The sequence below is a fragment of the Sorangium sp. So ce836 genome (genome assembly GCF_028553905.1).
GTDB lineage: Bacteria > Myxococcota_A > Polyangia > Polyangiales > Polyangiaceae > Sorangium > Sorangium cellulosum_D.
Genome location: NZ_CP102233.1, coordinates 5673547 through 5695798, shown reverse-complemented (window position 1 = coordinate 5695798; position 22252 = coordinate 5673547). Strand labels below are relative to the sequence as shown.

The following is a 22252-nucleotide window of genomic DNA, read 5'->3' as shown; positions in this document are numbered from 1 at the left end:
TGTCGCAGCGGACAAGCTGCTATCTCCGCGGCGGAGGGGTCTGTTCAATGAATGATGCTTTTCTTGCATTCGAACGGAACGAACGGAACCGCCCTTCCACCGTTATCGACCTCTTGCGCCAGCGGTCCGAAGCTGAGCCCGCCCGCCCAATCTATTGCTTTCTTGAGTCCGGCGACGTCGAGGCCGGGGCGACCTGGGTGCCCCTGCGGGAAATTGACGAGCGCGCGCGAACCGTCGCGGCCCTCTTGCAGGCATCGGGCGTCGCCCCCGGGGCCCGCGCGCTGCTGCTGTATCCGCCGGGGATCGAGTACATCACCGCGTTCTTCGGGTGTCTCTACGCTGGAGTCCTGGCCGTGCCCGCCTATCCGCCGGATCTCGGCCGGCTCGAGCGGACGCTGCCGCGCGTCGCTTCCATCGTGGCTGACGCGCGCGCCGAGGCGGCGCTCACGTCATCGTCCGTCGCCGGCATCGTGGCGTCCCTTCCGGCCAGCGCCGCGGCCGCCGCGCTGCAGCGGCTCCGGTGGATCGCGACCGACGGCCCGGCGCCGGGCCCGATCGAGGGGCCGGGCGCGGCGCTCCGGCCGGAGTCGGTCGCGTTCCTTCAATACACCTCCGGCTCGACCGGCGAGCCCAAGGGGGTGATGCTCACCCACGGGAATCTGCTGCACAACTCGCGGCTCATCGCGCAGGGATTCGACCTGACGAGCCCGGATCCGGTCGGGGTGATCTGGCTGCCGCCGTATCACGACATGGGGCTCATCGGCGGGATCTTGCAGGCGCTCTACCGGCGGATCCGCGTCGCGCTCATGTCGCCGCTCTCGTTCCTGCAGAGGCCGATGCGGTGGCTCCGCGCCGTCTCGGCGCTCGGCGCCTCGGTGAGCGGCGGCCCGAACTTCGCATACGACCTGTGCGTCCGGAAGAGCTCGGAGGAGGAGCGAGCTGCGCTCGATCTGCGGTCGTGGGAGGTCGCGTTCACGGGCGCCGAGCCGGTGCGCGCCGACACGCTCGATCGCTTCGCGCGCGCCTTCGCGGTCAGCGGGTTCCGGCGAGAGGCGTTCTATCCCTGTTACGGGCTCGCCGAGGCTACGCTCATCGTGAGCGGCGGAGCGCGGGCCGAGGCGCCGGTGCTGGCGCGCCTCGCCCCCGAGGAGGTGGAGCTCGGGCGCGCCGTCGCGTCGTCGGCGGAGGGCGCGCGCACGTTCGTCGGCAGCGGTCGGGCGCTCGATCCGCGGGCGGTCGCGATCGTCGATCCCGCGGGGAACGAGCTCGGGCCGGGGGAGATCGGGGAGATCTGGGTGTCCGGGCCCAGCGTGGCCGCCGGCTACTGGGGGCGCCCGGAGGAGACGGAGGCCACGTTCGGGGCCACGCTCGCCGGCAGCGCGGCGCCGCGCTACCTGCGCACGGGAGATCTCGGCTTCCTCCGGGGAGGCGAGCTGTTCGTGGTGGGGAGGTCGAAGGACCTCATCATCCTTCGAGGCCGCAACCACTTCCCCCAGGACATCGAGAAGACCGTCGAGAGCAGCCATCGCGCCGTCCGGCCGGGCTGCAGCGCCGCGTTCTCCGTGGAGCACGAGGGCGAGGAGCGCCTCGCCGTGGTGTGCGAGGTCGACCCGCGCGTGGCCGCGGATCCGCGCGAGATCGTGGCGGCCGTGCGCGAGGCGGTGACCGCCGAGCACCAGCTCGTCGCGCACGCCGTCGCGCTGATCGCGCCGGGCGCGCTGCCCAAGACGTCGAGCGGGAAGGTCCGCCGGAGGGAGTGCCGGCGCGCCTTTCTCGAGGACGCGCTCGGCGAGCGCCACGTCGCGTTCGCGCCGGAGCTCCTCGACGACGCCTCGCCCCCGGACGACGCGCCTCCGGAGACCGAGGAGCCCTCCGGCCGGAGCCTGCTGGACGCGCTGCGGTCGACGCTCGCCCGCGCGCTTCGTCTGGACGGCGGGCAGATCGACGACGCGCTGCCGATATCGCGGTTCGGCCTCGACTCCCTCGCTGCCGTCGAGCTCCAGCACGCGTTTCAGGCGCGGACGGGGCGCGCGATCCCGCTGACATCGATCTTGCGAGGAGGCTCTCTCCGCGAGCTCACGAGAGAGATCGCCCGTCTGGACGGCCCCTCGTCGCCGCGGGTGGCGACGCCGGAGGAGCCGTTCGCGCTGACCGAGGGGCAGCGGGCGATGTGGCTGGAGTGCCAGAAGTCGGCCGACGGCGCGCTCTACAACCTGGGCAGGACGGTCCGGCTCGGCGCCGGCGTCGACGTGGCCGCGCTGCGCCGCGCGTTCGAGGGCCTCGTCGAGCGGCACGAGGCGCTCCGCACGACGTTCCTCACGCGCGACGGACATCCGCTGCAGCAGGTCCACCGCCATATCGCCCTGGCGTGGACCGAAGAGCCGGCGATGGCGCTGGATGAGCGCGAGATCGTCGCCCGCGCGGACGAGGTGCGCCGCCGCGCGTTCGACCTGGAGCGCGGGCCGCTGCTCCGGGTGCATGTCTGGCGGCGCGGAGAGGGGCAGCCGCCGCTGCTCACCGTGGTCCTGCACCACCTCGTGGCCGACCACTGGTCGTTCGCGCTGCTGGTGCGCGAGCTGGGGGAGCTGTACTCGGCCCTGCGCGCGGGCCGGCCCCCGCAGCTGCCGCCGCCGTCGAGCTTCTTCGCCGCCGGCGTGAGCTGTCCCTCGCCGCGGGAGGCGGCCGGCGGAGCAGAATACTGGCGCAAGGCGCTCGACGGCGCGACGACCGCCATCGACCTCCCCCGCGACCGGGCCCGCCACGACGCGGGCGCTCGCCGCGGTCGCGCTCACGCGATCGCGCTGCCGGCGAGCCTGAGCGGAGGGCTGGTGCGCCTCGCGCGCGAGCGCGGAACCACGCTCTTCTCGGTCCTGCTGTCGGCGCTCACCATCTTGCTCCATCGCGCCAGCGGGCAGGGCGACCTTGTCGTGGGCGTCCCTTCGGCGGGGCGGCACGACGAGGAGAGCGCCAGGGCCTTTGGCTACTTCGTCCAGATGCTCCCCGTGCGCGTGGCGCTGCGCGGGGCCGCGTCCTTCGACGCGCTCGTCGCCCGCGTGCGCGATGCGTTCCTCGACGGGCTGGCCCACGGCGACAGCGCCCTCCGGCACCTGCTCGCGCGAGCGCAGGGCGAGGCGCAGCGAGACGCGCTGTTCGACGTCGCCTTCGCCTTCCAGAGCACCCCGCCATCGCTGGATGCACGCCTGTCAGCCCTCGCGATCGGCGCGGGGGACGTGCGGATCGCGCAGGGAGAGCTCGAGTTCACGACCCTCGCCGACGATCAGGCAGCGGCCGAGTTCGATCTCGCCTTGTTCGCCGCAGAGCTCGACTCCGGCATCGCCCTGCGCTTCGAGTACGACCAGCAGCTCTTCGACCCGGCCACCATCGAGCGGATGGCGCGCCACTTCGTGCTCCTGCTCCAGAGCGCCGTCGAGCACCCCGGTCGACCGCTCTCCGAGCTCCGGATGCTCTCCGACGCCGAGCGCGCATTGCTCCTCGACGACTGGAGCGGCGCTGCCGCCGCACGACAGGCCGCCTCCGCCCCGGCGCCCGCCGGCGTCCACGCGCTGTTCGAGGCCCACGCCGCTCGACAGCCGGACGCCACCGCGCTCGAGTTCGGCCACCAGCGCTTCACCTACGCAGAGCTCAGCGCCTGGTCCACCGAGCTCGCCCTGCTGCTCCGCGCCCGCGGCGTCGGCCCCGGCAGCGTCGTCGGCGTCTGCATCGAGCGCTCGCCCCGCATGGTCGCCGCCCAGCTCGCCGTCCTCAAGGCAGGCGCCGCCTATGCCTCGCTCGACCCCGCCAATCCCCCGGCGCGCCTGGCCGAGATGCTCGCCGACTGCCGCGCCTCGCTCGTGCTCACCAGCAGCCAGGCCAGCCACAAGCTTGCCGCCGCCCCCTGCCCCGTCCACCTCGTCCAGGACTGGGCGCGTGCCCATGGCGCCCAACTTCCGCTCATCTCCAGGCCCGACGACCTGGCCTATGTCCTCTTCACCTCCGGCTCCACCGGCACGCCGAAGGGCGTCTGTGTGCGCCATGCGAGCCTTTCAAGGCTCGTTTCCTTCTTCCAGCGCCTGCTCGAGATCTCGCCGCAAGATCGATGGACTCAGCTCGCCTCCAGCGGCTTCGACGCCTCCGTCTACGAGATCTGGACGCCGCTCGCCTGCGGCGCCACGCTCCTTCTCGCCGACGACGACGCGCTCCGCTCTCCCACGGCGCTCGTCTCCTGGCTGGTCGCTCAGCGGGCCACACTCTCGTTCATGCCCACGCCCCTGGCCGAGGCGTGCTTCGAGCAAGACTGGACCGGCATCGCCCTGCGCGCGATGACCGTCGGCGGCGACAAGCTCCATCCGCTCCGGCGACCGCTCCCTTTCCGCCTCTTCAACATGTACGGCCCCACCGAGGCCACCGTCATCACCACCGTCGCCGAGGTCGCCGACCTCGGCGACGAGCCCCCGCTCGGCCGACCCATCGACAGCGCCCTCGTCTACGTCCTCGACCCGCACATGCACCCCGTGCCGCCCGGCGTCCTCGGCGAGCTGTACATCGGCGGAGAGTGCCTCGCCCAGGGCTACACACGCACGGACCTGACCGCAGAGCGCTTCCTGCCCGATCCCTTCGGCCAGCCCGGCGCACGCCTCTACCGCACCGGCGACCTGGTGCGCTGGCGCCCCGACGGACAGCTCGCCTTCGCCGGACGCCGCGACGAGCAGGTCAAGCTCCGCGGCCGCCGTGTCGAGCTCGGCGAGGTCGAATCCGCCCTGCGATGCTTGCCCGGCGTCCGCGAGGGCGTCGTCGTCCTCCACGGCCAAGGCAGCGCCGCGCGCCTGATTGCCCATGTCGTGCCAGGCGCCGACCCGCCCTCCGAGCGCGACCTGCGCGAGGGCATGGCCCGGCTGGTGCCCGACGCCTTGGTGCCCGCCCACTTCGTCCTGCTCCCCGCCTTGCCCATGTCCCTCTCGGGCAAGGTCGACAAGAGGCTCCTCCCTGCGCCCCCCGCCGCGCACGCCGACTACGAGCCCCCCTCGGGCGAGCTCGAGCTGGAGCTCGCTGCCATCTGGCAATCCGTCCTCCACCTCGACCGCGTCGGACGACACGACAGCTTCTTCGACCTCGGCGGCCACTCCCTGCTCGCCATGCAGGTCCTCGGACGCATCGAGTCCTCCCTCGGCATCCGCACCACCCTCCGCACGCTCTTCGAGCACCCAACCCTCGCGCAGCTCGCCAGTCATCTCTCCTCCGGCGCCGCCTCGACCACCGCCGCCGCAGCGACGGCCCTGGAGCGAGGGCTCACCCGTCCGGACGGCTCCTCATCGCCGCGGGTGGCGACGCCGGAAGAGCCGTTCGCGCTGACCGAGGGGCAGCGGGCGATGTGGCTGGAGTGCCAGAAGTCGGCCGACGGCGCGCTCTACAACCTGGGCAGGACGGTCCGGCTCGGCGCCGGCGTCGACGTGGCCGCGCTGCGCCGCGCGTTCGAGGGCCTCGTCGAGCGGCACGAGGCGCTCCGCACGACGTTCCTCACGCGCGACGGACATCCGCTGCAGCAGGTCCACCGCCATATCGCCCTGGAATGGGCCGAAGAGCCGGCGATCGGGCTGGACGAGCGCGAGATCGTCGCCCGCGCGGACGAGGTGCGCCGCCGCGCGTTCGACCTGGAGCGCGGGCCGCTGCTCCGGGTGCATGTCTGGCGGCGCGGAGAGGGGCAGCCGCCGCTGTTCACCGTGGTCCTGCACCACCTCGTGGTCGACTACTGGTCGTTCGCGCTGCTGGTGCGCGAGCTGGGGGAGCTGTACTCGGCGCTGCGCGCGGGCCGGCCCCCGCAGCTGCCGCCGCCGTCGAGCTTCTTCGCCGCCGGCGTGAGCTGTCCCTCGCCGCGGGAGGCGGCCGGCGGAGCAGAACACTGGCGCAAGGCGCTCGACGGCGCGACGACCGCCATCGACCTCCCCCGCGACCGGGCCCGCCACGACGCGAGCCCTCGCCGCGGTCGCGCTCACGCGATCACGCTGCCAAAGCCCCTGACCGGAGCGCTGGCGCGCCTCGCGCGTGAGCGCGGAACCACGCTCTTCTCGGTCCTGCTGTCGGCGCTCACCGTCTTGCTCCATCGCGCGAGCGGACAGAACGATCTTGTCGTGGGCGTCCCTTCGGCGGGGCGGAACGACGACGAGAGCACTCGGGCTTTCGGCTACTTCGTCCAGATGCTCCCCGTGCGCGTGGCGCTGCGCGGGGCCGCGTCCTTCGACGCGCTCGTCGCCCGCGTGCGCGACGCGTTCCTCGACGCGCTGGCCCACGGCGACAGCGCCCTCCAGCACCTGCTCGCAGAGCCCCGGGGCGCGGCCCGGCGAGGCGGCGCGCTCTTCGACGTCGCCTTCGCCTTCCAGGGCGCTCTGCCGTCGCTGGATCCCCGCCTCGCCGCGCTCACCACCGGCGCGGGGGATGTGCGGATCGCGCAGGGAGAGCTCGAGTTCACGACCCTCGCCGACGACCGGGCAGCGGCCGAGTTCGATCTCGCCTTGTTCGCCGCAGAGCTCGACTCCGGCATCGCCCTGCGCTTCGAGTACGACCAGCAGCTCTTCGACCCGGCCACCATCGAGCGGCTGGCGCGCCACTTCGTGTTCCTGCTCCAGAGCGCCGTCGAGCATCCCGGTCGGCCGCTCTCCGAGCTCCGGATGCTCTCCGACGCCGAGCGCGCATTGCTCCTCGACGACTGGAGCGGCGCTGCCGCCGCACGACAGGCCGCCTCCGCCCCGGCCCCCGCCTGCGTCCATGCGCTGTTCGAGGCCCACGCCGCTCGACAGCCGGACGCCACCGCGCTCGAGTTCGGCCACCAGCGCTTCACCTACGGTGAGCTGAGTGCCTGGTCCACCGAGCTCGCCCTGCTGCTCCGAGATCGCGGCGTCGGCCCCGGCAGCGTCGTCGGCGTCTGCATCGAGCGCTCGCCTCGCATGGTCGCCGCCCAGCTCGCCGTCCTCAAGGCAGGCGCCGCCTATGCCTCGCTCGACCCCGCCAACCCCCCGGCGCGCCTGGCCGAGATGCTCGCCGACTGCCGCGCCTCGCTCGTGCTCACCAGCAGCCAGGCCAGCCACAAGCTTGCCGCCGCCCCCTGCCCCGTCCACCTCGTCCAGGACGGGTCCCGCGCGCCCAGCGCCCACATTCCGCTCGTCTCCAGGCCCAACGACCTCGCCTATATTCTCTTTACCTCCGGCTCCACCGGCACGCCGAAGGGCGTCTGTGTGCGCCACGCGAGCCTTTCAAGGCTCGTTTCCTTCTTCCAGCACCTGCTCGAGATCTCTCTGCAAGACCGCTGGACTCAGCTGGCCTCCAGCGGCTTCGACGCCTCCGTCTACGAGGTCTGGACGCCGCTCGCCTGCGGCGCCACGCTCCTCCTCGCCGACGACGACGCCCTCCGCTCTCCCACGGCGCTCGTCTCCTGGCTGGTCGAACGGCGGGCCACACTCTCGTTCATGCCCACGCCCCTGGCCGAGGCGTGCTTCGAGCAAGACTGGACCGGCTCCGCTCTGCGCGCGATGACCGTCGGCGGCGACAAGCTCCATCCGCTCCGGCGACCGCTCCCTTTCCGCCTCTTCAACATGTACGGCCCCACCGAGGCCACCGTCATCACCACCGTCGCCGAGGTCGCCGACCTCGGCGATGAGCCCCCGCTCGGCCGCCCCGTCGACAGCGCCCTCGTCTACGTCCTCGACCCGCACATGCACCCCGTGCCGCCCGGCGTCCTCGGCGAGCTGTACATCGGCGGAGAGTGCCTCGCCCAGGGCTACACACGCACGGACCTGACCGCAGAGCGCTTCCTGCCCGATCCCTTCGGCCAGCCCGGCGCACGCCTCTACCGCACCGGCGACCTGGTGCGCTGGCGCCCCGACGGACAGCTCGCCTTCGCCGGACGCCGCGACGAGCAGGTCAAGCTCCGCGGCCGCCGTGTCGAGCTCGGCGAGGTCGAATCCGCCCTGCGACGCTTGCCCGGCGTCCGCGAGGGCGTCGTCGTCCTCCACGGCCAAGGCAACGCCGCGCGCCTGGTGGCTTATGTCGTGCCAGGCGCCGACACGCCCTCCGAGCGCGACCTGCGCGAGGGCATGGCCCGGCTGGTGCCCGACGCCTTGGTGCCCGCCCACTTCGTCCTGCTCCCCGCCTTGCCCATGTCCCTCTCGGGCAAGGTCGACAAGAGGCTCCTCCCTGCGCCCCCCGCCGCACGCGCCGACTACGAGCCCCCCTCGGGCGAGCTCGAGCTGGAGCTCGCTGCCATCTGGCAATCCGTCCTCCACCTCGACCGCGTCGGACGACACGACAGCTTCTTCGACCTCGGCGGCCACTCCCTGCTCGCCATGCAGGTCCTCGGACGCGTCGAGTCCTCCCTCGGCATCCGCACCACCCTCCGCACGCTCTTCGAGCACCCAACCCTCGCGCAGCTCGCCAGTCATCTCTCCTCCGGCGCCGCCTCGACCACCGCCGCCGCAGCAACGGTGCCCGCCAGCGAGATCGCGCCCTCGCTGGGCCGCGCGCCGGCGGACGAGCCGTATCCGCTCTCGTACGAGCAGGAGCGCCTGTGGGTCCTCGAGCAGCTGCTCCCCGGCGGGACCGCCTACAACGTGGTGCAGGCGGTCCGCCTGCGGAACCTCGTCGACGTCGACGCGCTGTCCTCCGCGCTCGCCGCGCTCGTCCGGCGGCACTGGAGCCTGCGCACGGTGTTCGTCGCGAGCCCCACGCCCGCGCAGAAGATCTGCGAGCCCGAGGCGGCCCCGCCGGAGGTGGTCGACCTCCGCGGCACGCCCGCGGACGAGGCGGAGGCCGCGGCGCGCGCCTGGGCGTCGCGCGAGCAGGCCACGGGGTTCGACCTCGCGCGCGGGCCCGTGTTCCGCGCCAGGCTGTTCCGCCTCGACCACGACGCCTGCATCCTGGTCCTGTCCACGCACCACATCGTCACGGACGCCTGGTCGTTCCAGCCCCTCGTCCGCGATCTCGCGGAGCTCTACCGGCGCGCGCGGAGCGGCGGGCCCGCGGACATGCCCGAGCTGCCGCTCCAATACGTCGATTTCGCGGTATGGCAGCGCCGCCACCTCGCGGGGAAGCGGCTCGCCGACAAGCTCGCTCACTGGACAGCGACCCTCCGCGGGCTGCCGGTCCTGGAGCTCCAGACCGATCGACCGCGGCCGCCCGTCCAGACGTTCCGCGGCGCGGAGCGGGTCCTCCCGCTCGACGCGCGCCTCGTGGCGCAGCTCGACGAGCTCGCCAGAAGCCGCGGCGCCACCCGCTTCATGGTCCTGCTCGCCGCGCTCGGCGTGCTCCTCAGGCGCAGCTCGGGCCAGGACGACATCGCCATCGGGACCGCGGTCGCCAACCGGCCTCGCCCCGAGCTCGAGCCCCTCGTCGGCTTCTTCGTGAACACGATCGTGATGCGCCTCGACCTCGGCGGCGACCCGACCTTCGAGGAGCTCCTCTCGCGGGCGCGGAAGGTCGCGCTCGAGGCGTTCGAGCACCAGGACGCCCCGTTCGAGAAGGTGGTCGAGGCGGTCAACCCCCGCCGCGACCTGAGCCGCTCGCCGCTGTTCCAGGTCATGCTCGTCGTGCAGAACGCCCCAACCGAGGCGCTCGAGCTCGGTGAGGTGCGGATCGAGCCGCTCGATCTCCCGGTCGAGGCCACGCGCTTCGACCTGCGCTTCAGCGTCGAGCCGCGCGGCGGGCGCGACGTGATCTCGCTCCAGTACAACGTCGACCTCTTCGACGCGGCGACCATCGACCGGATGCTCGCCACCATGCAGAGCGTGCTCTCGCGCGCCGCCCAGGACCCCGCGCAGCGCGTCCGCGCGCTCTCCGTCGCGCCGGAAGACCGCGAGCGCGCCCTCGTCGCGTGGAACGACACCGCGGTCGCAACCCCGGATCACCTCCGGCTGGAGGGGCCGTTCTTCGAGCGCGCCGTCGAGCAGCCCGACGCGTGCGCGGTCGTCGACGCCGACCGGCGCCTCACCTACGGGGAGCTCGCCCGGCGCGCCGAGTCGATCGCCGCGGCGGCCTCGCGCTCCGGAGCGACCGCGAACGCGCTCGTCGCCGTGGTCATGGAGAAGGGCTGGGAGCAGGTGGCCGCCGTGCTCGGCGTGCTGCGCGCCGGCGCCGCCTACCTGCCCCTGGACCCTCGCCTCCCCGAGGAGCGCCTCAGGCACCTCCTGGAGCACGCCGAGGTCCGGCTCGTCCTCACGCAGTCGGCGATCGACGGGCAGATCGCCTGGCCCGCGGGCATCGAGCGCCTCGCCGTCGACGCGGACGAGCGGTGGCGCGAGCAGCCCGTCGCGCGCCGGCCGCCCGGCGGAAACACGGACGAGCTGGCCTACGTGATCTACACGTCCGGGTCCACGGGGCTGCCCAAGGGCGTGATGATCGACCACCGCGGCGCGGTGAACACCGTCCTCGACATCAACCGCCGCTTCGACGTCGGCCCGGAGGACCGGGCGCTCGCGCTCTCGTCGCTGAGCTTCGACCTGTCGGTCTACGACGTGTTCGGGACGCTCGCCGCCGGAGGCGCCGTCGTGATCCCCGACCCCGCCCGCGCCTCGGATCCGGGGCACTGGCGCGAGCTCGTGGAGCGCGAGCGGGTGACCGTGTGGAACTCGGTCCCGGCGCTGATGGAGATGCTCATGGACGCGTCCCCCGGCGCGGGCGATCCGGCGCTGTCGTCGCTCCGCCTCGTCATGATGAGCGGCGACTGGATCCCGCTGAAGCTCCCCGATCGCATCCGCGCGGCCTGCCGCGCGCCCCGCGTCGTGAGCCTCGGCGGCGCGACCGAGGCGTCGATCTGGTCGATCGCCCACCCGATCTCGGACGTCGACCCGGCGTGGCGCAGCATCCCGTACGGCCGGCCGCTCGCGAACCAGCACACCTACGTGCTCGACGAGGGGCTGGAGCCGTGTCCGATCGGGGTCCCCGGCGAGATCTACATCGGTGGGATCGGCGTCGCGCTCGGCTACTGGCGCGACGAGGCGCGGACCCGGGAGCGGTTCCTGAAGCACCCCACGATCGGCGAGCGGCTGTACAGGACAGGCGACCTGGGCCGCTACTTCGCCGACGGGACCATCGAGCTGCTCGGGCGCACCGACCATCAGGTGAAGATCCGCGGCTTCCGCATCGAGCTCGGCGAGATCGAGGCCGCCCTCGCGCAGCACCCCTCGGTCGAGCAGGTGGTCGTGGCGGCGAAGACCGATCCGTCGGGCGAGAAGCGCCTGGTCGCGTACGTCGTCGGCGCCGAGGCCGATGGCGCGGCGCTCCGCGACTTCGTCCGGAAGAAGCTGCCGGAGTACATGATCCCCGCGGACGTCATCGTCCTCCCGGCGCTTCCGCTGAGCGCGAACGGCAAGGTGGACCGCGCCGCCCTGCCGGATCCCGCCGCGGTCGCGCCGCGCGCCGCGGCCCTCGCCCCGCGGACCGCGACCGAGCGGCTCATCGCCTCGGTGCTCGCGGAGGTCTTGCAGGTCGAGGCCGTCGGCGTGACCGACAACCTCTTCGAGCTCGGCTTCACCTCGCTGCTCCTCGTGCGCGCGCAGCGCCTGCTCGCCGAGCGCATCGCGGCGCGCGCGCCCGCGGAGGGCGCCGCGGCGCAGGCCGTGTCGCTGACCGACCTGTTCCAGTACCCGACCATCGAGCAACTGGCGCAGCGGCTCGACGCGGCGACGGTCAAGGCCGAGCCGGCCGACGTCGGGGCGCAGCGCGCCGAGGCGCGCCGCGACGCGCGACGCCGCCGGGGGCGAGGATAGCCATGTCAGAGCCGATCGAGACCGAGGACGGGGGGAGCGACATCGCGATCGTCGGCATGGCGGGCCGCTTCCCCGGCGCCCCCAGCGTCGACGCCCTCTGGGAGAACGTGCGGCGCGGCGTCGAGTCGATCGCGCGCTTCCCGGAGAGCGAGCGCGAGGAGCCGCCGGTCGGCGCGAGCGCGGCCCCCGGGGCGCCCGTCGTCTGCGCGGGCGGCCTGCTCGACGACATCGACCGCTTCGACGCGTCCTATTTCGGGTACTCGCCGCGCGAGGCGCAGCTCATGGACCCGCAGCAGCGCCTCTTCCTGGAGTGCGCGGTCGCCGCCCTGGAGGACGCCGGCTGCGATCCGGCCCGGTTCCCGGGCGCGATCGGCGTCTTCGGGGGGTGCGGCTCCAACACGTACCTCCTCCAGCTCCTCTCGCACCCGGATCTCGCGGCCACCGTCGATCCGCACGCGCTCATGCTGGCGAGCGAGAAGGATTACCTCGCGACGCGGGTCTCGTACAAACTCGACCTCCACGGGCCGAGCGTGGTCGTGCAGACCGCGTGCTCGACGTCGCTGGTGGCCATCCACATGGCGTGCGAGAGCCTCCTCGGCGGCCAGTGCGATCTCGCGCTCGCGGGCGGCGTCTCCATCGGCATCCCGCAGAAGCGCGGGTATCCGTACGTGCCCGGCAGCATCTGCTCCCCGGACGGCCGCTGCCGGCCGTTCGACGCGCGCGCCGAGGGGACCGTGGGCGGCAGCGGCGTCGGCATCGTCGCGCTGAAGCGCCTCGCGGACGCCCTCCGCGACCGGAACACCGTCCACGCGGTGATCCGGGGCTCCGCCGTCAACAACGACGGCGGGCGCAAGGTCGGCTTCATGGCGCCCAGCGTCGACGGCCAGGCCTCGGCGATCTCCGAGGCGCAGTCGGTCGCCGGCGTCGATCCCGGCTCGATCGGCTACGTCGAGGCCCACGGCACCGCGACCGCGATCGGCGATCCGATCGAGGTCGAGGCGCTCACGCAAGCCTTCCGCCGCAGGACGGCGAGGAAGACGTACTGCGCGCTCGGCTCGATCAAGGCGAACATCGGCCACCTCGACGCCGCGGCGGGCGTCGCGGGCCTCATCAAGGCGGCGCACGTCGTGCGGAGCGGCGAGATCCCGCCCTGCGTCCATTTCGAGGCGCCGAACCCCAAGCTCGACCTCGCGGCGAGCCCGTTCTTCGTCCCGCGGGAGGCGGCGCCCTGGCCCCGCGAGCTCCGCCCGCGCCGCGCGGGCGTGAGCTCGTTCGGGATCGGCGGGACGAACGCGCACGTCGTGCTCGAGGAGCCGCCCCCGCTGCCGGCCCGCGCCCCGGCCCCGGAGCGCGATCACGTGCTGACGCTCTCGGCGCGCACGCCGGAGGCGCTGTCGACGGCCTGCGCGCAGCTCGCCGCGCACCTCGAGGCGAACGACCTCCCGCTCGACGACGTCGCGTTCACCCTCCAGACCGGGCGCGCGGAGCACCCGTACCGCCGGGCGGTCGTCGCGCGGACGCGCGCCGAGGCGATCCAGGGGCTCGCCCGCGAGGGGGCGAGCGCGCTCGCCCGCCCGAGGAGCCGCGCCGTCTTCGCGTTCCCGGGCCAGGGCGCGCAGGCCGTCGGCATGGGCCGCGCGCTCTACGCGCAGGAGGCGGCGTTCCGGAGCGCCTTCGACGCGTGCGCGGCGGCGGCGCGGGCGCGCGGCCTCGATCTCGGCGAGGTCGTCTTCCGCGAGGGCGAGGGCGACGGGCGCACGCTGCTCAGCACCGCGCTGGTGCAGCCCGCGCTCTTCGCCGTCGAGCTCGCGCTCGCCAGGCTCTGGATGAGCTGGGGGATCGAGCCCGCGGCGATGATCGGCCACAGCCTCGGCGAGCTCGTGGCGGCCTGCGTCGCGGGCGTGCTCACGCTCGAGGACGCGATGTCCCTGGTCATCGATCGGGGGCGCTTCATGCAGGCGGCGCCGGCCGGGAGCATGCTGGCCGTCGGCCTGCCGGCCGCGGACGTCGAGGGCCTCCTCGAGGCCGGCCTGGAGATCGCCGCGGTCAACAGCCCGAAGCTCACGGTTGTCGCGGGCCCGGCGAGCGCGATCCGCGATCTCGCCGCGCGCCTCGAGGCGCGCGAGGTGTTCGCCCGGCCGCTGCAGACGTCCCACGCGTTCCACTGCGCGCTCATCGACGGCGCGGTGGCCCCGTTCCTCGAGAGCGCGCGGCGCGCGCGGCTCTCCCCGCCGGAGATCCCCGTGGTCTCGAACGTCACCGGCGCCCTCCTCACCGACGCCGAGGCGACCGATCCGGCCTACTGGGCGCGGCACCTCCGCCAGCCGGTCCGCTTCAGCGACGGCGTCGAGGCGCTCTTCGCGTCCGGGCACGCCCTGTTCCTCGAGGTCGGCCCCGGCCGCGGGCTGACCACGCTGGTGCGGCAGACGCTGGCCGGGCGCGGCGGCGCCGCGATCGCGAGCCTCGGGTCGGCCCACGCCGCGTCCGAGCCCGCGAGCCTGGCCGAGGCCCTCGGCCAGCTCTGGGAGGCGGGCCACGCCGTCGACTGGACGGCCGTCCGCGGGGGCGACCCCGGCGCGCTCGTCCGCTTGCCGACGTACCCGTTCGAGCGGGCGCGGCACTGGATCGCGCCGCGCCGCGGCGCCCCCGCCGCCGAGCCGGCGCCGGCCGCAGCGCCCCTCGCGCCCGCGCCGAACGCCCTCCCGACGGCGGCGGTCTCCCGCGCGCACGCCGGGGCCGCGTTCGTCGCGCCGTCGACCGAGTCCGAGCGCGCGATCGCCGCGATCTGGAGCGCCCTCCTCGGCGTCCACGAGATCGGCGTCCACGACGACTTCTTCGGCCTGCACGGCGACTCGCTCGTCGCGACCCAGGTGATGTCCCGGATCCGCGCGCAGCTCGGCGTCGAGCTCCCGCTGCGGGCTCTCTTCCAGGGGCCGACGGTCGCGGCGCTCGCGGCCCAGGTCGACGCCGCGCGCCGCGGCGAGGCGCGGCGGCGCGAGTTCCCCCCGATCGCGCGGATCCCCCGCGACGGCCCGCTCCCGCTGTCGTTCGCGCAGCACCGGCTGTGGTTCGTCGATCAGCTCGAGCCGGGCAGCCCGGCGTACAACATCCCGTTCGTGGTGCGCGCGACGGGCCGGCTCGACGTCGACGCGCTCCGCCGCAGCCTGTTCGAGATCGCGCGGCGCCACGAGGCGCTGCGGACGACGTTCAGCGCCAGGGACGGCGTGCCGTTCCCGGTCATCGCGCCCGAGGCCCGGGTGCCGTTCCGGATGTCCGACCTCGAGCACCTCGCGGGCGAGGCCCTCGACGCGGCGGTCTCGGCGCTCGTCCTCGAGGAGAGCCTCGAGCCGTTCGACCTGAGCCGCGGGCCGCTCCTCCGCGTGCGGGTCATCCGGAAGCGCCACGACGAGCACGTCATCGCGCTCGTCGTACACCACGTCGTGTTCGACGTCTGGTCGGTCGGCGTCTTCGTCGGGGAGCTCGCCGCGCTCTACGGCGGCTTCGCGCAGGGCCAGCCTTCCCGGCTGCCGGAGCTCCCGGCGCAGTACGTCGACTTCGCCGCGGCCCAGCGGGCGTGGCTGTCCGGCGAGGTCCTGGAGGGCGAGCTCCGGTACTGGACGACGAAGCTCTCCGGCGCGCTGCGCCGGGCCCGCGTGCCGGTCGACCACGAGCCGGCGGGGCGAAGGACGTGGCGCGGGGCGCGGCGGAGCCTCGACGCCGGGGCCGAGCTCACCCGCCAGATCAAGGCGTTCTGCGAGCGGGAGGCGATCTCCCCCTTCATGGCCCTGCTCGCCGCGTACAAGCTCGTCCTGCACCAGCGCACCGGGCTCGAGGACCTCGTCGTGGGCACCGACGTCGCGAACCGGAACCGCGTCGAGACCGAGCCGATGATCGGCTTCTTCGTCAACCAGCTCGTGATCCGGACCGACTGCGGGGGCGACCCGACGTTCGGCGCGCTGGTCCGCCGCGTGCGCGACGTCGCGCTCGAGGCGTTCGAGCACCAGGACCTGCCGTTCGATCGGCTCGTCGAGGCCCTGCGGCCGAAGGGGGCCGTCGGGCACGTGCCCCTCTTCGACGCGAAGTTCGTCATGCGCAACGTGCACGTCCCCCCGATGAAGCTCGAGGGGCTCGAGCTCGAGGCGCTGGAGGGCGAGGCGACCACGACGGCGTTCGACTTCGTCCTCACGGTCGCCGAGGCCGGCGGCTCGTTCCGCTTCGGCGTCGAGCACAGCAGCGAGCTGTACCGGGCGGCGACGGTCGACAATTTCCTTAATGATTACCGGCAGATCCTGGCGACTGCGACGGCGCGGCCGGACACCCCGGTCTCGGAGCTCCGGGGGGAGCTCGAGCGCGCCGCGGCGGCCCGCCGGGAGCTCGAGCGGAAGGCCGCGCGCGGCGCGGCGCTCGACAAGCTGACCTCCGCGCGCCGGCGCGCCGTGACCCTCCCGCGCCCGGGCGGGCCGGGCGAAGCGAAGACCTCACCGAAGGACGGGCAGGATGAGTGACCACGAGATGACCGGCTTCAGCCTCTCGCCGCAGCAGCGGGCGATCCGCGCGCTCGACCGGGAGGCGGGGGCGCCCGGGTGCCGGACGCTGGCCGTCGTCGCCGTGACCGGCCCGTGCGACGAGGGACGGCTCTCGGCGGCGGCGCTCGCGCTGGCCGAGCGGCACGAGATCTTGCGCACGCGCCTCGTCGAGGCGGGCGGCGAGGCCGCGCAGGTGGTCGGCGAGCCGCGCTTCGCGTGGGCGTCGCAGGACGACTGGGTCGGGTGCTCGGACGCCGAGCAGGGCGAGCGGATGTCGCGGCTCGTCGCGCGCCTCTCGGAGGGCCGCGGCGCGGACGACGGGCTGCGCGTCGGCCTGGTCCGCGTCGGCCCGGAGGAGCGCCGGCTCGTGCTCGCGGCGCCCGCGTGGTGCGTCGACGAGGAGTCGATCGCCCCGCTCGTCCGCGAGCTCTGCGCCTCGACCGCGGGCGCGGGCGCGCCGCCCGAGCAGCAGTACGCGGACGTCGCCGAGTGGCTCAACGGGATGCTCGAGGCGGAGGACGCCGTCGACGGGCGCAGGTTCTGGGCCGAGCGCCGCTCGCATTTCGGGCCCCCGCTCCACCTCGCCTTCAGCCGCGGCGGCGCCGGCGCCGGCGCCGGCGCCGGCTCGGGGCGCGCGCGGGTCGAGCTGGGGCAAGGCGGGATGGCGCAGGTCGAGCGCTGGTCGTCGTCGTGGCAGGTCCCGCAGCGGATCGTGCTCCTGGCCCTGTGGGCGTCGCTCCTGTGGCGGATGAGCGGCGGCGACGAGCCCGAGGTCACCGTGGCCGTCCGCTTCGACGGGCGGTCGCTGGACGCGCTCGCGGGCGCGGTGGGGCCGTTCGCGCGGTTCCTGCCGGTGCGGATCGAGATCTCGGCCTCGGACACGCTCGCCGACGTCGCGCGGCGGCTCGCGGTCGCCGAGGCCGAGGCGGCGGCGCACCAGGACGCCGCGCCCGGGGTGAGCCACCGGATGAGCTGGGGCTTCTCCGCCGCGGAGGCCGCGCCGGCGCTGTCGCTCGACGGCGCGCGGGCCCGCGTGGTCGACATCTGGAGCACGTCCGACCAGGTCGCCTGCCGGCTGCACTGCGCCGGCGCGGGCCCGTCGGCGTCGCTGGAGCTCCGCTACGACGCGTCGGCCGGCGCGCGCCGCGACGCCGAGCGCCTCGCCGAGCGCCTCGCGGCGCTGCTCGAGGACCTGTCGCGCCACCCCGAGCGCCCGGTCGCCCACGGCGAGTACGTCGGCCCCGGCGAGCGCGCCGAGATCGAGGCGTGGTCGCGCGGCCCCGCGATGGATCTGCCGTCGGCCTGCGCGCTGCACCGGTGGTTCGAGGAGCGCGCCGCGCAGCACCCCGACGTCGTCGCGGTGCGCAGCGAGGGCAAGTCGCTCACCTACGGCGAGCTCGAGCGGCGCGCGAACCGGCTCGCGAGCTGCCTGCGCCGCCGCGGCGTCGGGCTCGACACGATCGTGGGCGTCTGCGTGCCGCGCTCCGAGGACATGGTCGTCGCGACCCTGGCGGTGCTCAAGGCGGGCGGCGCCTACCTGCCGCTCGACCACGAGTACCCCGGCGAGCGCCTCGCCTTCATGATGCGGGACGCGCGGGCGCGCCTCCTCGTCACGCACGACGCGATCGCCGACGAGCTCCCGACCGGCGGCTGGACGACGCTGCTCCTCGACGCCGAGGCCGCCGAGATCGCCGCGTGCTCCAACGCGCGGCCGGCCGTGAGCCCGCCGCCGGACAGCGGCGCGTACGTCATCTACACGTCCGGATCGACGGGCACGCCGAAGGGGAGCCTCATCTCCCACCGCGCCATCGTCAACCAGATGCAGTGGATCCAGCGGTACTGGGCGCTCACCGCGGACGACCGGGTCCTGCTCAAGGCCGCGTTCGGCTTCGACGTCTCCGTCTGGGAGATCTTCTGGCCCCTCTCGTTCGGCGCGCGGATCGTCGTCGCCCGGGCCGGCGGGCACCGCGATCCCGAGTACCTGCGGCGCCTCGCGCGCGACGAGGGGGTGACGACCGCGTACTTCGTCTCCTCGATGCTCGCGGCGTTCCTCGGGGGGCCCGAGCAGCCGTTCCCCGCGAGCCTGCGGAAGGTCCTCGTGGGCGGCGAGGCGGTGCCGCTCGATCTCGTCCGGCGCTTCTACGCGAAGCACGACGGCGACCTCATCAACATGTACGGGCCGAGCGAGGCCGCGATCGCGGTGACCGGCTGCGTCCTGCCGAGCGACCCGCGGGTCACGTGGGTCCCCCTCGGCGCGCCGGTCGCCAACGCCGAGGTGTTCGTGCTCGACGGCGCGATGCGCCGCCCCGCCATCGGCGCGCTCGGCGATCTCTACATCGCGGGCACCCCGCTCGCGCGCGGCTACGTGGGGCAGCCCGGGCTCACCGCGGAGCGCTTCCTGCCCGACCCGTGCGCGCGCGCCGCGGGCGGGCGGATGTACCGGACCGGCGACGTCGCGCGCTTCTTGCCCGACGGGATGCTCGAGTTCCAGGGCCGCTCGGACCACCAGATCAAGCTCCGGGGGCACCGGATCGAGCTCGGCGACGTCGAGGCGCAGATCCGGCGCGTGCCTGGCGTGAGCCAGGCGGCCGTGGTCCTGCGCGAGGACGCGCCGGGCGACGCCCGGCTTGTCGCCTACGTCGTGCTCGACGGCGACGCGGCGGGCGACGCGCCGGACGTACGCGCGGCGCTGAAGGCGTCGCTGCCGGCGTACATGATCCCGTCGAGCGTGGTCCGCCTCGACGCGCTCCCGCTGTCGCCGAACGGCAAGCTGGACCGGCGCGCCTTGCCGGCGCCCGAGGCGCAGGCGGGCCCGGACGACGGCGCGGCCCCGCGGACGCCGGCGGAGCGGTTCCTGTCGTCGATCTGGGCCGAGGTGCTCGGGCTCGGCGAGGTGCGGGTCGGCGAGAACTTCTTCGACATCGGCGGCCACTCGCTCCTCGCCACGCAGGTCGTCGCCCGCGTGCAGCGCGCCCTCGGCGCGGAGGTCCCGCTGCAGCTGATGTTCGATCTGCCGTCGATCGCGGCGCAGGCCCCGCTCATGGAGCTCCTCGCGAGCGGCCGGCCGATGGAGTCGCTCCTTCCCGCCGTCCGCCGGTACCTCGCGGACCGCCGCCCCGAGCAGCTCCCCGCGCTCGCGCCGGAGGAGCGGGAGGCCGCGGCGCGCCGCCTGTCGGCCCTCGGCGCGGCGCCGCCGCAGGTCCGGCGCCGCGGGCTGACGAGGGCGCCGCTCTCGTACGGGCAGAGCCGCATCTACTTCCTCGAGCAGCTCTCGCCCGGCAAGCCGCTCTTCAACGTCCCGGGCGCGGTCCGGCTCCGGGGCCCGGTCGACGTCGCCCGCCTCTCGGCCGCGTTCGGCGAGATCGTGCGGCGCCACGACGCCCTCCGCACGTCGATCGTCAACGTCGACGGCGAGCTCCTGCAGATCGCGCAGCCGCACGCGGGCTTCACGCTCGACGTGGTGACCTCGACGCCCGAGGAGGCGGCCGCGTCCGAGCTCGACCGGCGGCTGCGCGCCGAGGCGTGGCGGCCCTTCGCGATCGGCGCGCCGCCGCTCCTGCGCGCCACGCTGTTCCGCCTCGCGGAGGACGAGCACGTGCTCCTCGTCACGATGCACCACGTGGTGTCGGACGACTGGTCGCTCGGCGTGATCCTCCGCGAGCTCCTCGCGCTGTACGCGGGCCGCTCGCTCCCGCCGCCGCGGCTCCAGGTCAGCGACTTCGCGGCGTGGCAGCGCGAGATGGTCGAGTCGGGGGCGCTCGACGGCCAGCGCGCGTACTGGCGAGAGCGCCTCCGGGGGCTGTCCCGGGCGAGCATCTCGGCCGGCGGCGGGGCGGAGGCGCCGAGCCACGACCCGTCCGGCGCCATCGAGGAGATCGCGCTCTCGCCGGACAAGGCGGCGGCGCTCGAGGCGCTCGCGCGGCGGGAGGGAGCGACCCTGTTCATGGTGCTCCTCGCGCTCCTCGACCTCGTGATCCATGCGCGGTCCGGCGCGCTGGACATCGCCGTGGGGACGCCCATCGCCAACCGGAACCGCCCGGAGCTCGAGGACGTGGTCGGCCTCTTGACGAACACGCTCGTGATCCGCGTCGATCTCGCGCGCGCCGGGGCGTTCCGCGACGTGCTCGCGCGGGCGCGCGTCCAGGCGCTCGACGCCTTCGCGAACCAGGACATCCCGTTCGATGTCGTCACCCAGGATCTGAAGCAGGAGCGCGACCACGCGCAGCACCCGCTCTTCCGGGTCTGGCTGGCGCTCCAGAACGCGCCGAAGCCCGCGCTGGAGGTCCGCGGGCTCCGGGTCGAGCCCCTGCCCCTCCGGCCCGAGCTCGTGCACTTCGAGGTCGCCCTCCTGCTCTGGCCGGCGGACGACGGATCGGTCGTCGGGCACTTCGAGTTCCGGCGCGATCGCGTCGACGAGGGCGCGCGCAAGGAGATCGCGGCCGCGTTCACGCACCTCGTCGACGCGGTGATCGCCCGGCCGGACGCGCCGGTTTCGGCGCTCGTGGAGGGCGCCCGAGCCGAGGCCGCGCGAGCGCAGGCCGCGCTCGGCGAGGCGTTCGCCAGGGCGGCGACGGCGCGCCTCGGCCAGCTGCGGCGGCGCTCGGCGGGCGACCGGACGCCCCGCGAGTAGCGGTCAGCCCTCGGCGGCGGCCAGGCGCACGCGGAACGGCGCAGGGTAGCCGTGGACGCGCGGCATGGGGTCGATCGCGCTGGGGACGCCGGCCCGCAGCAGCTGTTTGATGGCGAGCGAGATGTGCAGGATGGCCACGTACTTGCCGTGGCACGTATGGATCCCTGACTCCCAGAACAGGTAGTTTTTGCTCGGCAGGCGCCCGGGCCTGAACTGGTCCGGGGCGTCGATGTGCTCGTGGTCATGCATCGCCGAGGCGCTGCAGGCCATCACCAGCGCGCCGGCGGGGATCTTCTCCTCGTGCCGCGTGCCACGCCCGACCGTGTAGTCGCGCACGCAGAGGCTCGTGACGCCGGTCGACGGCGGACGGAAGCGCAGCGCCTCCAGCACATAGCCGGTGATGGCGGCGTCGTCCTCGACGTTCACCACGTTGAGCGCGTCGCGCAGGACGCGCGGGCGCTTCATCAGCTCGACCAGGGCGTTGACGATCGCGCCGCCGCTGAGATCCACGCAGCCCATGAGCAGCCCCAGGATCACGTCGCGGATCCCCTCGTCGCTCTCGTAGGTCTCGGGGACCGACTGCATGAGCAGGTAGCGGTCCAGCACCGAGGGTTGCTCTGGCGGGGGCGACTTGGCCAGCTGCTTCTTCCGCGCGGCGACGATCGCGTCGATCATCGGCAGCGCCTCCTGACGAGCGGCCCTCGCCGCCGCCACGGCCGTCGGGTCGTTGGTCGGGTTGAGGAAGATCTCGTTGAACAGCGCGTGGGTCCACGCCACCACCTTCTCGGTCGGGATCTCGCCGACGCCGAGGTACCGGGCCATCGCGCCGGCCGGCACCCTGAGCGCGTATTCACCGGTGAGATCGAACGGCTTGTCGACGCCGACCTTGGCGAGCAGCCGGTTCGCCTCCTCCACGACGATCTGACGGTAGCGGGGCAGATCGGCGCGCGGGAACGCGAGGCGCAAGAGCGACTTCTCGTGCTCGTACTTGGGCGAGTCGTTCATCGCCAGGATGTTCTGGCCCACGTTCTCGACCAGCTTGGGCGCGATGTTGTCGACCGAGAAGACGTCGTTGGCGTTGAGGACCTCGACGACGTCGTTGTACCGGGTCACGAGCGTGATGGCCGGGATGGAGAAGATGGGCTTCTCGCGCCGCAGCTGGCTGAGGAACGGGAGCGGCTCCTCCCTCAGCCACTTGAACACCATGCCGGCCTCGATCTGCTTCCGCTTGACCGGATCGTTCTCGTGCGCCAGCGCGCTGTGGAGGGCCTGCAGGTAGTCGAACGGCGGCGCCTTGGCAGCGTCCGCTCGTCCCTCTTCTTCGATGTGAATGCTCATGGGGCGAA

The 22252-nt window shown here is 74.0% G+C and carries 4 protein-coding genes; 3 read left to right on the top strand and 1 reads right to left on the bottom strand.

Annotated features, from left to right (window positions below; all coding sequences use genetic code 11):
* The first annotated feature begins 47 nt into the window (after positions 1-47).
* The 3 genes from NQZ70_RS20590 to NQZ70_RS20580 are packed head-to-tail and all read left to right on the top strand — an operon-like array spanning position 48 to position 20906.
* Entirely contained in the window at positions 48-11750 is an 11703-nt protein-coding gene (locus NQZ70_RS20590; protein WP_129575730.1) for a non-ribosomal peptide synthetase, read from the top strand.
* A 2-nt stretch (positions 11751-11752) separates the two neighbouring features.
* Positions 11753-16255, top strand: a complete 4503-nt coding sequence (locus tag NQZ70_RS20585; protein ID WP_129575729.1) for a type I polyketide synthase — start codon at positions 11753-11755, stop codon at positions 16253-16255.
* Complete coding sequence (locus NQZ70_RS20580) at positions 16248-20906, top strand: non-ribosomal peptide synthetase (RefSeq protein WP_129575728.1); 4659 nt, start codon at positions 16248-16250, stop codon at positions 20904-20906. Before NQZ70_RS20585 ends, NQZ70_RS20580 begins: the two co-directional genes overlap by 8 nt.
* Before the next feature lie 3 nt (positions 20907-20909).
* On the opposite strand, the gene NQZ70_RS20575 is transcribed toward NQZ70_RS20580, so the two are convergent.
* The gene (locus NQZ70_RS20575; RefSeq protein ID WP_129575727.1) at positions 20910-22244 is read right to left on the bottom strand and encodes a cytochrome P450; all 1335 of its coding nucleotides are present in this window, start codon (positions 22242-22244) and stop codon (positions 20910-20912) included.
* Positions 22245-22252: the final 8 nt, after the last annotated feature.

What these genes read in the sequence shown, in the direction of transcription:
- NQZ70_RS20585 (WP_129575729.1), top strand. Translation starts at nt 11,753, where the DNA reads ATGTCAGAGCCGATCGAGACCGAGGACGGGGGGAGCGACATCGCGATC.
- NQZ70_RS20590 (WP_129575730.1), top strand. Translation starts at nt 48, where the DNA reads ATGAATGATGCTTTTCTTGCATTCGAACGGAACGAACGGAACCGCCCT.
- NQZ70_RS20575 (WP_129575727.1), bottom strand. Translation starts at nt 22,244, where the DNA reads ATGAGCATTCACATCGAAGAAGAGGGACGAGCGGACGCTGCCAAGGCG.
- NQZ70_RS20580 (WP_129575728.1), top strand. Translation starts at nt 16,248, where the DNA reads ATGAGTGACCACGAGATGACCGGCTTCAGCCTCTCGCCGCAGCAGCGG.